Below are 15,220 nucleotides of genomic sequence, written 5' to 3'. Positions count from 1 at the left end.
TAAACGGAGATACCGTCTATATCTTTGGAAAATACAGAAAGAAGAACAAGAAAAAAGTCCGTACAAAATATACCGTCTGTACGAACTTTTAATATTGTAAAATATTTAGTTGTTGATAAAATGCTGTTAGGTAGTGCATAATCGTATAAGATTATTCCTAAAACTTTCCACAGCAGTTACTTTCAATGCTTTTATATCTTGCTTTTTTAGTCCTATCATAAAGTTTTCCATATAACCGCTTAATAATTTGATTACTTGTTAAAATAGTTATAATGCAGGCGACTATGTGACTGATTAAAATCGCTATCCAAACACCATTTAAATTTTCTGCCAGCCAAGATAATAGATAGGCAAAAGGAATACGAATAATAATATAGTAGAATATCATTAGTATCATACTTTTTGTTGGTTTTCCTATACCATTTAAAGTACCTAAGTAGCAACTAGTAATAGTGTAAAGAACATAACCGATACTAACAATTAAAAAATAATGGCTGACAACATTTGTTACAGTTACGTTGGAAACAAACAATTTTGCCAACTGTTTAGAGAAGAAAATAACAACTGCTGATAATACACTTGAAACAACAATACCATATTTTAACGCCAATTTCAGATAATTCTTTGCTCTGTCGATACGTTGTGCTCCAATACATTGCCCTACGATTGAAGTCAACACCATATTAAGAGCCATAGCAGGATAAAATAATATCATTTCTAATTTTCCAGCAACTCCGTAGCCAGCAATAGCAGAAATACTATAAGTACTAACAATAGCAGTTAAAAATGTTGTACTAATAGCAGGAATACTTTGTTGAATGACAGACGGCACAGCATTTTTTACAAACGGCATAATCTCTTTTGTATCAAAATCAGATAGTGAAAGGTTAAATAATTTTTTGCGATAAATATAAATGCACATAAACGCCAAACAAATAATCTGTGATATTAAGGTTGCGATTGCCGCTCCGTGAAATCCAATTATGTTAATGAAAATAGGATCTAAAATAGCATTCAATAAAGTAGACACAAGCATTGCAACTGCTTGAAACATAGTATTGCCAAAACTTCTTAAAATGGCTGTAAAGTATAAATACAAATAAACTGCTACATATCCCAAAGCATATATAGATAAGTAATTTTTTGCCATATCAAAAATTTCAGTCGGTGTATTTAAAACTATCAAAATAGGCTCTAAAAAAATCTCCAACACAATTGTCATAAACACTGAAAGAATTATAGATACAAAAAAAGAAGTAACTATAATATTCTTTTTCTTTTGCTCATTTTTCGCACCAATTACCTGTGACAATAGAATGGCTAACCCGTTTGTCGCTCCCATACCAATTGAAGTTAAGATTAAAATAATAGGTGTCGAGTTTGTTAACGCTGCGTATGCCTGCTCACCTAACAAATTTCCAATCCAAAGACTGTCTACGAGATTATATGCCATATTTAAAAACATAGCTATTATCATAGGAACAGTCATTTCAAGTAAACATTTTTTTGTGTTTCCGTTTACAAAATCAATATTTTTGTTCATTTTAATTCCTCCTATTGAATGAAAATTATTCATTTAATTTATTTAAATATTCCCTGCCTTTTGGCAGGGGAAGATTTAAAGCCTAAACAAGTCCCTAAAAAATGCCTTTATCCGTGAACTCTTTTCTTTAATTGATATATCGGTATTTAAAATAATTCCTAGTTGTCCATATATACAAAAACTGGCATACATTTCAACATCATTGACTTGTATTTCATTTGTGTAATTTGCTCTTTCAATAATTTCAGATACAATAGGAAAAAGTTTTTCACATACATTCAATGTTAATAAATTATGGAAATTTTTATTTTGGTTATTATGAAAAACTGGATAATATGTATCATCTTCTTGTTCTGCAAAAAGTATCATCTTCCGCAAAATATCTTTTAAACTATCCTTTTTTATATTTATATTTTTTGTCATATTGGCGACTAAAATATTTGAATATTCATTGATAGCAGACTGAAAAAGTACATCTTTTGATGGGAAATATCTATAACATAATCCTTGTGCTATTCCAATTTCTTTTGCTATGTCTGATATTGAAGTTTTTTCAAACCCATTTACACTAAATAATTTAATGGCTGTTTCTAAAATTTCTTGTTTACGTTCCTCTGGTTCTTTTGAAATACGCATTGTTTTCTTTCCTTTCTTGCGGTTTAATTATTGTATGCTATAATTAAACAAGATCTTGTGCCAAAAGATTTCCATTCAATTTCGTGGAAGTCTTTTGATAATAATAACAACATTTCCTTTTTTGAATAAATCTTTACATCTCCACTATTGCTGTGTTTCATATAGTAATTCATTATCTGTCTTGCTCCGATTGGTTGCCAACAATCACCGATAATGAATACTCCATTTTGCTTTAAACACCTAGACACTTCTTTCTCTACAATATCTGGTTGTGGATAATGATGAAATGAGTCATTACATACAATGGCGTCAAAAGAACTATCTTCAAAAGGTAATCTCTCAGAATCGCCTAAGATAAGTGTTGCATCATTTCCTAGTTTATTTTCTGCAATTTCAAGCATATTGGGAGATATATCTATTCCAAATAGTTGTTCTGCTATATTTAATTCTTTTATTTCTTTAAGTAACGCACCCGTTCCACAACCTAAATCTAATATAGAATGTATATTCTTATTTTTTAAATTTTCTATAATCGGCTTATAGAGTTTTCGAGCATGTTCTCCCTGAATATTTGTATCATAATCGGCAGCTTGCTTATCAAAAGTCTTTTGTGATTTTTGTTTCGTAATATTCATGTAATCAACTCCTTTCACTAAAATTATATCTCGTGAATGAACGATTGTCAATGAATAAAATTCATTGAATTTCATTCATTTCAAAGACGTGTATCTCTGATTTAAAATACACGCCTTTTTGATTACCCTACAATCTTCCAGTTACTATTCCTTATATAGCCCAAACTTGTACCGTGACAATTTCATTGATATTATCCGATTTACCACAAATCAAATTTTATCTTTTCTTCCTCTTGATTACCCTCCACAGAAAAGAAAAAGCCCTGTCAAGAGCCTTGCCACCATTGGTGGTGCTTTGCACTCTTTACTGGGCTTTTTGTTTGCTGTATCTTCTACAAAGAGGAAAAAAGTTATTCGTCCTCATCATCAAAATGGTTATTTTTCAATACTTCCCGTAATAATTCCATATCTTCTTTTGCATTTGGGTTTATCATTTTTACGACTTGATAAGGTGTCCTATATTTATGTCCCTCTATGCTTTCCCCGAACATATCCATGCTGTATAAATCATCATAGCGGTCTAACAGTTTTTGAAATTTCAAATGCTGGATAAATTCTTTGATTGGATAAAGGTCGGACGCTACAATACTTTTCCCGTTGATGTAGTCGGTAATATATTCCCGTAACTTTTCCAACTCATATTCCAGCCATTCTTCCTCGCTGTCAAAGAAGTTGTCATAATGTCCATGTTTTAGTTCTGCATTTAATCGTTCTTCAATTCTTAAAAACTGGCAGACTTCCTTTTCGGCTTGATTAACATACTTCCATTCTCCCGATAATAATTCATTGGGCGTTACTCCCAGCACGTCCATTATCTTCTCTAACGTATCAAAGGTAGGATAATTCACGCCACGTTCAATCTTGGAAAGGCTCTGCATATTGATACCGATTTTATCCGCAAGTTCTTGTTGTTTCATTCCTCTGTGTTTTCTTATGGTTTGTATGTTCTCTCCTAAGAAACTAACTTTCTTTTCATAATGCTCCATAACTTAGTATAACCGCTCCTTTCGTTGCTTTTCTTGGTATTTATAAGCATATCATACTTAATATATATCTAAAAGTCAACAAAAACTTCTTGACAAGTAATTCTAATGGCGTTATTATCATATCAGTTAGAGTGATTAAGCACACTAGGGTCAATCACACGCTTGAGTAAGCATAGAAAAGATATATTTTCACTTTGATAGCATGAATAAGCATGGACTATCAGACCGAAAATAAGGTTTCTGACTGGGGCTGTTCCGTTTAGCCACGAGCCTTACAAGGCTCGTGAGCGTTAAGAACGGATCAGACACAGGAAGAAAGGGAACGCCTTTAGGCGTTCGTAAAGGGCGTATATGTAACACCGCCCTGCGCATACATGTCATAGTACCTAGAAACTGTGATAAATAAAGGAAAAAACACGATTTTTACCCCGCAAAAAAACGGGAAGTACGAAAGGAGTAATGCACTATAACTACACACAAAAATTTATCCGTTAAGATTGATTACATCAGCATTGTATTTGAAACCGCAACCGCAGAAGATGTCATCATGCACATTTTAGGTTTACCGACTGACATTTTCAATGTCTATCCGGCAAGCGTTAAATTCAAGACTTATCAAGCACGCTGGCAGATTGGAGATATTTATGTATCAGGGGACGCAAGAAAGACAGAGGACAACCCACAAGGGCTAGGCTGTTATCTTGTTATGACTGGCAGAGGGTGTGATGATATTTTCCGTATTCTCGACAGTAGGAATTATACCTTTGGGGATATGTTCAAACATTGTGAGCGAAGATACGGACTGGATAATTTCCATTTCACAAGGCTTGATATTGCCATTGATGATAAGAACGAAAAGCCATTCTTTACCATAGAGCAGATAAAGAAGAAATGCGAAAAAGAGGAATTTATCTCGAATAGTGAGGGCTACCACTTTGATGAAAGCAAGTTTGATGATTTCGACACCGCAAAGACTGTTTATATCGGTGCTGGTAAATCGGGATTGTCTTACCGCTTTTATGACAAGGATAAGGAAGTATGTTCAAAACATAATAAGACACTTAATGAAGTCGGCAGTTGGAAACGGACAGAAATGCAACTGCGTGATGATAAGGCTCATGTCTTTGCCATGACATTCAAAGACAGACCGCTGGAACTTGGGAAACTGGCTTTCGGGTTATTGGCAAACAACCTACGCTTTGTTGTGCCAAACAGAAACGAAAGTAATAAAAGCAGATGGAAAACGTGTCGGTTTTGGGAACGCTTTTTAGGGGCTGTGGAAGTCTTGAAACTGCAAGTACCAAAACAGCAAAATTCCCTTGAGGAAACACAGCAATGGCTCACAGAGGGTGGCGTGATTTCTGCTGTCAAAAGTTTTTATTTCTTGGAAGAACATGACGCATTAGGTGGACTGGAACGGGTGGGAACTATGCTTGATAAGGCAAGATACAGCACTTCCCTTTCCAGTAAACTGACCGCCCATTTACAGAGGATAAACCGCACCGACCTTATCCCCTATATCCAGTATGACACGAAACATGGGAAAGGGGGTATCTGATGAATAACAACGATATTCCCGTATGGGAAAAATACACCCTTACCATTGAAGAAGCGTCAAAATATTTCCGTATCGGAGAAAACAAGCTAAGACGCTTGGCAGAGGAAAACAAGGACGCTGGCTGGCTCATTATGAATGGCAACCGCATACAGATTAAACGCCGACAGTTTGAAAAGGTCATTGATAAATTGGACGCAATCTAATGCAAATGAGCCTTGTATGTGTTATGATGAACACAAGTCATATCAAGGCTCTTTCCAACAAGGAAAGGAGCAGACACCATGAAAGAAAAAAGACGGGATAGCAAAGGACGTATCCTGCATACTGGAGAGAGCCAACGAACAGACGGGAAATACTTATATAAATATGTGGACGCATTTGGAAACACAAAATATGTGTATGCCTGGAGATTGACACCCACAGACCCGACACCAAAGGGAAAACGGGAAAAACCCTCACTTCGAGAACTGGAACAGCAGATAAGACGGGATATTGAGGACGGTATCGACAGCACAGGCAAGAAAATGACGCTTTGCCAACTTTACGCCAAACAGAACGCACAGAGGGCAAACGTGAAGAAAAGCACACAGAAACAACGGGAACAACTCATGCGGTTATTAAAAGAGGACAAGTTAGGTGCTAGGAGCATTGACACAATCAAGCTCTCTGACGCTAAGGAATGGGCGTTACGCATGAAAGACAAAGGCTTTTCCTACAATACCATTAACAATTATAAACGCTCATTAAAAGCGTCATTCTATATCGCTATACAAGACGATTGTGTAAGGAAAAATCCCTTTGATTTCAAGTTGAGTGAAGTCCTAGAAAATGATACCAAAGAGAAAGTCGCATTGACAGAAGAACAGGAACAAGTCCTACTGTCATTCATCAAGACGGACAATGTGTATCACAAGTATTATGATGATGTGCTGATACTGTTAAAGACTGGACTTCGTATCTCGGAACTGTGCGGACTGACAATCATGGACGTTGATTTTATCCATGAGGTTGTAGTTATCGACCACCAGTTACTAAAGAGCAAGGAACAAGGCTATTATATTGAAACGCCTAAGACAAAAAGCGGAACAAGGCAAGTGCCATTAAGCAAAGAAACGATACAAGCATTTCAACGAGTGATGAAGAAACGCCCAAAGGCAGAACCATTTGTGATAGACGGACGGGGCAACTTCCTATTTGTCAATCAGAAAGGCAAGCCGAAAGTTGCCATTGATTACAACGCCTTATTTGTCCGTATGGTAAAGAAATACAACAAGCACCATAAGGATAACCCCTTGCCACATATCACACCACATACGCTACGCCATACGTTCTGCACAAGACTGGCAAGCAAGAACATGAACCCGAAAGATTTACAGTATATCATGGGACATTCAAATATCAGTATCACAATGAACTGGTACGCTCATGCGTCCATAGATACCGCAAAATCAGAGGTTCAGCGTCTAATCGCATAAGAAGTATTTACCACGATTTTAACCACGTTTGATAGCGAAAATATAAGAAGATAGACCTAGATATGTGAGGTTTACCACAAAAGCAAAATGCCCGTAGAGCCTATAAAATAAGGCTTTGCGGACATTTAAGAAGATATAAAAAGATAGTCAAAAAGACATATATAATTTATAAAAAAAGACTCTAATGAAAACGGATCACTCCGCATTCACAGAATCTTTTTTTAATCAGCTCCTCAGGAGCTGTCTTCTCTGTCTTGACGCCTCATACATGAGTATCCCCGCAGCCATGGCTGCATTCAGGGATTCCACCTGTCCCATCATGGGTATTTTTATGAGGCAGTCTGCCCGGCCGGACAGATCATCAGACAGGCCGTTTCCCTCATTTCCTATAAAGAAAGCAGCCTTTCCTCCCAAATTCTCCTGGTCGTAAAAATGCGCCCCCTGCAGATGCGCCGCATATGTCCGCACGCCCTGTCTCTTCAGTTCCGGAAGGATATCTAAAATGCTGTCCACTGTAAGCACAGGTACCCGGTACACAGAGCCCATTGTAGAACGGATCACTTTGGGATTGTACAAGTCTACGCAGTTTTTATTCAGGATCACGCCGGATACCCCTGCACCCTCACCAGTACGCAGGATGGTTCCCAGATTGCCCGGGTCCTGTAGATCCTCCAGTATCATGAGCAGAGGCTCCTGCCCATCCTCTGTCTCCAGCATGGAAGAGAGCGGAGTATTTAACTGTCTGACAAGGCAGAGGATTCCCTGGGGAGTCACCGTATCGGAAAGGGAGCGGAATATCTTATCCTCCACTTCCTCCATCTCCGGACTTCCCGGCCCGAATCCTTTTTCCTCCAGAATGGTACGGTTGTCCTTTGACTCCAAAAACGAGACAGAGGCATATACCCTATGTATCCTCTCTTTTGGTGCCTCCCTGAACATCTTGATCCCTTCCACCACAAAAAGCCCGCTTTCCCGGCGGGCCTTGGCTTTTTTCATGAGCTGCTGTATGTGCTTTATCTGTGAATTTGACATGCTTGTGATCATATAGAATACCTCAATCCCGATAGTTGGTCTCGCTGAGCCTGGAGAGGATTTCGTTTTTCCCCACAATTCCCAAGGTCTGTCCTGTTCTCAGCGGTTCCTTTGGATTCATCTCAATGGTGACGTTCTCCCCTTCTTTCACGGCAATCACATTGATGCCGTAGCGTCCCCGCAGGTCCAGCTCGATCAGGCTTTTCCCTACCCACACGTCAGGCACATGCATTTCCACCATGCTGACTTCGTCTGAAAGCTCAAAGAAATCCTTAAATCTGCCTGAAATGAAATTCTTGGCAACACGCACACCGGTATTATATTCGGGAAAAATCACCTCATCCGCACCGATCTTCTTCAAAATATGCCCGTGAAGTACGCCGTTTGCCTTTACCAGCACATAGGATACCCCTGCTTCCTTTGCGTAAAGAGTGGCTATAATGCTGGCCTCCATATGGTCGGAAATACCGATGACGGCCACATCCACATTGGAAAAATCCAGGGACTCCATCACCCCCGGCTCTGTCACATCCGCGCACAGAGGATAGGATGCATAGGGGGCGATGGCCTGCACCCTTTCATTATCCCCGTCCACCGCCAGAACCTCATATCCGGCCTTTGCCAGCGTCTCCGCCACAGCATAGCCGAACTTTCCCAGACCAATGACTGCAAATGTTTTTTTCTTCATATTCTCATTCTCCTAGCCGATAAATATTTTCTGGTCCGGCAGATGCATACCCGAAGGTTTTTTCTCGCCGTGGATGGTAAGTGCTGTCGCCAGAGTCGTGGGACCGATACGCCCAATATACATAGTCAAAATAATGATCAGCTTGCCCGCCGCAGGCAGTATGGGGGTAAGCCCTCTTGTCAGCCCCACCGTGGCCCCCGCTGAAGTCACCTCATACAGGATATTGATCAGATACGCGCCTTCCGCCATACCTTCCGTGACAATGGCCAGTGCCACCGTGGAGGTGAGCACCACCCCAAGACCCAGCATGACCACTACCCAGGCTGTCCTGATGTTGGTCTCAGGGATCCTTCTGTTGAACACCTCTGTATCTTCCTTGCCCTTGAAAAAGGAGGAACCGGTCAGCAGCAAGGCTGCGACTGTTGTGGTCTTCACGCCGCCTGCTGTTCCCAGAGGGGAGCCTCCAATGAACATGAGGATCATGCAGATCATAGCAGAAGCCTCATGGAGATTTTCCTGGGGGATCGTAAAGAATCCCGCAGTCCTGCAGGTCACGGACTGGAAGAGCGCAGCCATACATTTTTCCCAAAAAGGCATGTTCCCAAGGGTTCCCGGGTTTCTGTGTTCCAGCGCCAGGATCAGGACTGCACCGCCAAAGATCAGGATACCGGTAGCTGTAAGCGCGATCTTCGTGTTCAGCTCCAAAGCCCTCACAGACTGCCTGAATCCCATCTCCCTGCGCAGCAGCCGTTTCATAAGCTTTATCAGATCCCACCAGACCAGGTATCCGATGCCGCCCAGCACAATGAGAGCTATTGTGGTAAAGTTCACTAGGGGATTCCCCGCGTAATCCGCAAGGCTGTTGTCACCGATGATATCCATTCCCGCGTTACAGAAGGCAGAAACTGCATTGAACAGGGAAATCTCCAGTCCTCTGCGCAGCCCATACTCGGGTACAAACTGAAAGGAATAGAAGATCATCCCCACACCTTCCACCAGCAGAGTCCCCGTCACGATCTTACGCACAAGTGCTATAAGCCCCTTCAGGGTATCCAGATTGTAGGATTCCTGTATAAGCCGTCTGTTGCGTATGCTCACACGCTTTCCCATTGCCAGGACCACTAGGGTTCCGCAGGTTATGACACCGAATCCCCCAAGCTGGATCAGAAACAGGATAACAAGATGTCCGAACCCGGACCACGCCCCATAGGTGGACTGTGTCACCAGTCCGGTCACACAGATAGAAGTGGTGGACGTAAAAAGGGCATCGATAAATTTAATCTGATGCCCCGGTGCCCACGCGATGGGAAGGGAAAGCAGCAATGCTCCCAGCAGGATAATGGCTGCAAATCCCAGCGCGATGATTTGTGCAGTTTTAAATTTTGTCTTACTGACATGCATCTTTCTCATATACACACCTTACCTCTGTCCCTGTATCCGGACAGATAATAAATTTATACGTTCTTGCTGTAGTTGTGTGACAGAGAATAGCTGATCTCAAACTGGTAATCCGGAATGGTTTTCTTCATAGCCAGTGCCTCATTGATGTCAAAATCCACATACTCGCCATTCTTGTATCCGATAACTCTCTTGGTCTTTCCTTCCAGAAGGACATCCACTGCTTTTGCACCCATAATAGATGCATATACACGGTCCTTACATGTGGGGCTTCCGCCTCGCTGCATGTGGCCCAGGATGGTTGCCCTTGTCTCAATACCTGTGGCAGCCTCGATACGCTTTGCCATAGCCTCTGAGTGTCCGATACCCTCAGCGTTGATGATGATATGATGCTTTTTGCCTTTCTTACGGTTATCAATAATATTATTGATGATCTGCTGCTCATCGTAGTCATACTTTTCCGGAAGCAGGACATCCTCCGCACCGTTGGCAATACCGCACCACAGCGCCAGGTATCCGGCATTTCTTCCCATAACTTCGATGATGCTGACACGCTCATGGGAGGTAGAGGTATCACGTACTTTGTCAATGGCTTCCATAGCCGTATTCACAGCAGTGTCAAATCCAATGGTATACTCTGTACATGCAATATCCAGATCAATGGTTCCCGGTACGCCTACTGCGTTGATCCCCAGATTGGCAAGCTTCTGTGCACCGGCAAAGGAACCGTCACCGCCGATAACTACAAGGCCGTCGATCCCGTGCTTTTTACACACTTCAGCACCGCGTCTCTGTCCTTCCTCTGTACGGAATTCTGCACAGCGTGCCGTATAGAGAATGGTACCGCCTCTCTGGATGGTATCGGAAACGTCCACGGCTGTCAAATCAATTATCTCTTCGTTCAGTAGTCCGTTATATCCTTTTAAAACACCTTTCATGTTAATGCCACGGCTCAGGCCTCGTCTTACAACTGCACGGATGGCAGCATTCATTCCTGGGGCATCTCCACCGCTGGTTAAAACACCGATTGTCTTAATTTCTTTATTCGCAGCCATTTTTCTCCTCCATTACTGTAAATTCAAATATTCCCTCTTGACCTCTAATCTTCCTTATTTTAATGCATTTTGGTGAGTTTTTCAATACTCTTTTCCACAACTTTTACGTTGTCAGAACCGTACTTTTCGTACAGTTTGCCAAGAAGTTCCCCATTTATCTTTACATTCCTGGACGGGCCGAGCCTTTTCACTGCCTTGGGAGAACGAATATACACCACCACAGAGTCTCTTCCGTCTGAGTCACTCAAATCCTGATAAAACCCTTCCTCTTTCGACAAAAATTCTTCTTTTGTGGCAAACTGCACCCACAATTCACTGGGCACATCGTCAAAGGAACGTATATTCTCACAGATCAGTTTGCTGGCCTTTTCATCCTCCGCAGACACTCTTCCCTGGATAAATACTTTGTCGTCCACCTCCATGAGCTGGGCATTCTTCTCGTAATCCCTGGGAAATACCACGATTTCCACAGTTCCCACCAAATCCTCCACAGTGAGGAACGCCATAACCTTATTAGTCTTGGTGTATTTTATGGTCTTGCCTGTGATCATGCCGCCCACAGTGACTTTTGAGTTGTCTATAACTCTGGGCATTCCGGTCTCATCGTCCGGCAGAAAGTCCGTGGTGACTGCTGTTATATTGTTTCTCCATCTCTGTTCATATTCTTCCAGAGGATGACCACTGATATACACACCCAGCACTTCTTTTTCAAATGCAAGCTTGGCTTCCTTTGGATACTCCTCCACATCCGGCATACGGATCTCATAAGCTTCCTTTTCCTCCTCGGAAACCAAATCAAAAAGGCTCATCTGCCCTGTCATGGCAGTCTTCTTTTCCTGGTTCACCGCATCCAGTATCTGTACATAGACCATCATTTTCTGTCGCCTGTTGCCGGGAATCCCGTCAAAGGCCCCTGCCTTGATAAAATTCTCTATGGTCCGTTTATTGATATCCCGACCGGACATGCGCTCTATGAAATCCCGGAGTGTCTTGAACCCGCCCCTTAAATTCCGCTCCTCCACAAGCCCCTCAATGACAGGTTTGCCAATGCTCTTTATGGCAGAAAGTCCGTAGCGTATGGAACCGCCGTCCACAGAGAAGGAGCTCTCCCCTTTGTTGATGTCAGGGGGAAGGATGGCAATGCCCATTCTTCTGCTGGAAAGGATATATTCTGATACTTTGGAGGGATTGTCAATGACAGATGTCATGAGGGCTGCCATGAATTCCACCGGATAGTAATATTTTAAAAACGCAGTCTGGTAGGCCACAACCGCGTAAGCCGCAGCATGTGATTTGTTGAAGGCGTACTTTGCAAAATCTGTCATGTCGTCAAAGATCTTGTTTGCCACCTTTTCACTGATTCCCCTGTTGATGCAGCCCGGAACCCCTTCCTCCTCGTTGCCGTAGACAAAGTTCTTCCGCTCTTTTTCCATGACAGCTGCCTTCTTCTTACTCATGGCACGGCGCACCATGTCACTTCTTCCGAGTGTATAGCCTCCCAGGTTCCGCACGATCTGCATAACCTGTTCCTGATATACGATACAGCCGTAGGTCGCGTCCAGAATAGGCTCCAGCTCGGGACAGTCGTAGGTAATGCTGTCCGGATTGTTCTTTCCTCTGATATACTGGGGAATAAAATCCATGGGACCCGGACGGTAGAGAGAGATTCCGGCAATGACATCCTCCAGATTGCCCGGCTTCAGCTCCTTCATAAAGCTTGTCATACCGCCGCTTTCAAGCTGGAACACACCTTCCGTCTTGCCTGCCCCCAGCATGGCGTATACTTTCTTGTCATCATAGTCAATCTTGTCCATATCCAGAGCGATACCCTTGTCCCGCTCCACCAGTTTTGCCGCGTTCTGGATCACCGTCAGTGTGCGCAGGCCAAGAAAGTCCATCTTCAAAAGTCCCAGCTCCTCCAGGGTAGTCATGGTAAACTGGGTGACCAGAGAACCGTCTGACGCCCTGGACAGAGGTACATATTCCACCACCGGCTTCTGGCTGATCACCACACCTGCGGCGTGCATGGAGGTATGTCTTGGAAGTCCCTCCAGTCTTTTACTCATGTCTATGAGCTTTTTCACCGTATCGTCTGACTCATAAAGATTTCTCAGCTCAGGATTCATCTTCATAGCCTTGTCTATGGTGATATTCAGTTCTGTAGGGATCATCTTGGCGATCAGATCACACTGAGCATAAGGAAGATCCATAACCCTGCCCACATCGCGGATCACACCCCTTGCAGCCATGGTACCGAATGTTACGATCTGGACTACCCGGTCTTTGCCGTACTTTTCCACCACATAGTCAATGACCTCCTGCCTTCTCTCGAAGCAGAAATCCACGTCGATATCGGGCATGGATACACGTTCCGGGTTCAGGAAACGCTCAAAGAGCAGATTATATTTGATGGGGTCCAGTTTTGTGATCCCAAGGGTATAGGATACAAGACTTCCCGCGGCGGAACCACGTCCCGGCCCTACGATAATGTCATGGTCCCTGGCATACCGGATAAAATCCCAGACGATCAGGAAGTAATCCACATATCCCATGTTTTTAATGACGTTAAGCTCATAATTCAGGCGCTCCTCCAGTTCCCCCATATCCCCGCTGTACCGCTCTGCAAGTCCGTCGAAGCACAGCTTGTTCAGATATTCCCATGCGGTATAGCCTTCCGGCACATCGAATTTCGGAAGCTTTGTCACGCCGAATTCAATTTCCACATTACAGCGTTCTGCTATCTTGTGGGTATTTTCCAGAGCCTGGGGAGCATAGGGAAACAGAGCCGCCATTTCTTCTACGGATTTCACGTAGTATTGGCCGCCCTCGTAGCGCATTCTGTCCTCATCCTGGAGCCGTTTCCCGGTCTGCACGCACAGCAGAATGTCATGGGCTTCGGCGTCCGTGCTGTAGGTATAATGGATATCATTGGTGGCCACCAGCTCTATCCCTGTCTCCCGGCTCATACGCACAAGCTGCTGGTTCACCCTGTGCTGTTCCGGTATTCCATGGTCCTGCAGTTCCAGAAAGAAATTTCCTTTTCCGAAAATCTCCTCATAGCGCAGCGCCGCCTTTTTTGACTCCTCATAAAAACCTTTTGTTATACTTCTTGCAACTTCTCCTGCAAGACATGCACTTAATGCAATAATTCCTTCATGATATTTCTCCAGAATCTCCAGATCCACACGCGGCTTGTAATAAAAACCATCCACAAATCCGGCGGATACAATTTTCATGAGATTCTGATAGCCCTCCTGGTTTTCCGCCAAAAGTACCAGGTGATAATAACGGTCCTCTTCTCTGCCAATCTCCTTGTCAAACCGGGAACCGGGCGCCACATAGACCTCACATCCCAGAATGGGCTTGATCCCCGCAGCTTTTGCCGCCCTATAAAAATCTATGCAGCCAAACATGACACCGTGGTCCGTTATGGCTGCACTATCCATTCCCAGTTCTTTTACTCTGGCTACATATTCATTTATTTTATTAGAACCGTCCAACAGGCTGTACTCTGTATGTACATGCAAATGTGTAAACTCCACGACTGTTCTCCTCTGTTTTACTGTTCCTGTATGGTGTCTATTCTTCTTTATTCTTTACTTTGCGAAGCAGCACATTGTACCACTTGTTTTTATTGTCTTCTCCGCGGGCATCACTGGTCTTCCAGATATCCAGCACTTTGATATTCGGGATCGGATCCAGAAGGTTATCCAGGGAATCCCTGCTGTAATCATAGTAATAGCGTCCGTTGTATCTGCCGTTCCTGTCGCCTTTGCGCACAGAAAAATACAGAATTCCGTCGTCTTTCAGTGCATTGAGGATTTTCTGCATCACTTCCTGGATTTTGTCCGGTGGAAAATGGCCTAAAACGGCGCACGCCCAGATACCATGGAACACATCGTCAAATTCCATGTCTTCCACGCGCAGATGCAGGATATCCCGCCCCGTATGGATCTCTGCCAGTTCACACATTCTGGCGGAGCCGTCCATTGCGGTCACGCTGAATCCTTCGTCTTCGAGAAACAAGGTGTCTCTTCCCGACCCACAGCCCAAATCAAGAACTTCCGCATTCTCCGGCAGCAAGTCCATAAAACGCTCAAGCTGCTCCTCCATGCTCAGATCTACAGTTTCTTCATAATAAGGTACCGCGTATCGGTCATAATAATCTATCGAGTCCACTTATTTTCCTCCTTCTGGACAAGTACAAAAAAGAA

General features: G+C 43.1%; 13 protein-coding genes. 3 read left to right on the top strand and 10 right to left on the bottom strand.

Annotated features, from left to right (window positions below; translation table 11 throughout):
• Window positions 1-157 precede the first annotated feature (157 nt).
• From BLCOC_RS00765 to BLCOC_RS00750, 4 genes are all read right to left on the bottom strand, one after another.
• The gene (locus tag BLCOC_RS00765; protein WP_070421216.1) at window positions 158-1,543 is read right to left on the bottom strand and encodes an MATE family efflux transporter; all 1,386 of its coding nucleotides are present in this window, start codon (window positions 1,541-1,543) and stop codon (window positions 158-160) included.
• 75 nt (window positions 1,544-1,618) lie between these two features.
• Complete coding sequence (locus BLCOC_RS00760; RefSeq protein WP_008728836.1) at window positions 1,619-2,179, bottom strand: TetR/AcrR family transcriptional regulator; 561 nt, start codon at window positions 2,177-2,179, stop codon at window positions 1,619-1,621.
• A 23-nt stretch (window positions 2,180-2,202) separates the two neighbouring features.
• Window positions 2,203-2,814: a class I SAM-dependent methyltransferase gene (locus BLCOC_RS00755; protein ID WP_070421217.1), complete on the bottom strand. Its 612-nt coding sequence runs from the start codon at window positions 2,812-2,814 to the stop codon at window positions 2,203-2,205.
• Window positions 2,815-3,164: 350 nt separating this feature from the next.
• A complete protein-coding gene (locus tag BLCOC_RS00750; RefSeq protein ID WP_070421218.1) occupies window positions 3,165-3,800 on the bottom strand; it encodes a helix-turn-helix domain-containing protein in 636 nt (211 codons plus the stop codon).
• A 547-nt stretch (window positions 3,801-4,347) separates the two neighbouring features.
• Here BLCOC_RS00750 and BLCOC_RS00745 point away from each other — a divergent pair.
• From BLCOC_RS00745 to BLCOC_RS00735, 3 genes are all read left to right on the top strand, one after another.
• Entirely contained in the window at window positions 4,348-5,358 is a 1,011-nt protein-coding gene (locus BLCOC_RS00745) for a replication initiation factor domain-containing protein (protein WP_009274733.1), read from the top strand.
• Window positions 5,358-5,561, top strand: coding sequence for an excisionase (locus BLCOC_RS00740; RefSeq protein WP_002610247.1), 204 nt, complete (start codon window positions 5,358-5,360; stop codon window positions 5,559-5,561). Before BLCOC_RS00745 ends, BLCOC_RS00740 begins: the two co-directional genes overlap by 1 nt.
• Window positions 5,562-5,639: 78 nt before the next feature.
• Window positions 5,640-6,833: a site-specific integrase gene (locus BLCOC_RS00735; RefSeq protein ID WP_070421219.1), complete on the top strand. Its 1,194-nt coding sequence runs from the start codon at window positions 5,640-5,642 to the stop codon at window positions 6,831-6,833.
• A 225-nt stretch (window positions 6,834-7,058) separates the two neighbouring features.
• Here the strand turns inward: BLCOC_RS00735 and BLCOC_RS00730 are convergent, their stop codons facing one another.
• Genes BLCOC_RS00730 through BLCOC_RS00705 form a run of 6 tightly spaced genes read right to left on the bottom strand, consistent with a single transcriptional unit; the run spans window position 7,059 to window position 15,185 of the window.
• Window positions 7,059-7,877 carry a TrmH family RNA methyltransferase gene (locus BLCOC_RS00730; protein WP_115624048.1) on the bottom strand — a complete coding sequence of 273 codons (819 nt, stop codon included), beginning with the start codon at window positions 7,875-7,877 and terminating at the stop codon, window positions 7,059-7,061.
• A gap of 10 nt (window positions 7,878-7,887) precedes the next feature.
• On the bottom strand, window positions 7,888-8,553 hold the full coding sequence (locus BLCOC_RS00725; protein ID WP_018597108.1) for a potassium channel family protein: 666 nt from the start codon (window positions 8,551-8,553) through the stop codon (window positions 7,888-7,890).
• Between the two features lie 12 nt (window positions 8,554-8,565).
• Entirely contained in the window at window positions 8,566-9,963 is a 1,398-nt protein-coding gene (locus BLCOC_RS00720) for a TrkH family potassium uptake protein (protein ID WP_018597109.1), read from the bottom strand.
• A gap of 44 nt (window positions 9,964-10,007) precedes the next feature.
• Window positions 10,008-11,006, bottom strand: a complete 999-nt coding sequence (pfkA, locus tag BLCOC_RS00715; protein WP_018597110.1) for a 6-phosphofructokinase — start codon at window positions 11,004-11,006, stop codon at window positions 10,008-10,010.
• 59 nt (window positions 11,007-11,065) lie between these two features.
• A complete protein-coding gene (locus tag BLCOC_RS00710) occupies window positions 11,066-14,548 on the bottom strand; it encodes a DNA polymerase III subunit alpha (RefSeq protein ID WP_029470900.1) in 3,483 nt (1,160 codons plus the stop codon).
• 37 nt (window positions 14,549-14,585) lie between these two features.
• Window positions 14,586-15,185: a class I SAM-dependent DNA methyltransferase gene (locus BLCOC_RS00705; RefSeq protein WP_018597112.1), complete on the bottom strand. Its 600-nt coding sequence runs from the start codon at window positions 15,183-15,185 to the stop codon at window positions 14,586-14,588.
• Window positions 15,186-15,220 lie beyond the last annotated feature (35 nt).

The organism is Blautia coccoides, assembly GCF_034355335.1.
In the GTDB taxonomy this organism is placed as follows: domain Bacteria; phylum Bacillota; class Clostridia; order Lachnospirales; family Lachnospiraceae; genus Blautia; species Blautia producta.
The sequence above is the reverse complement of the archived record's forward strand: the minus strand, read 5'-3'. Positions and strand labels throughout refer to the sequence as shown.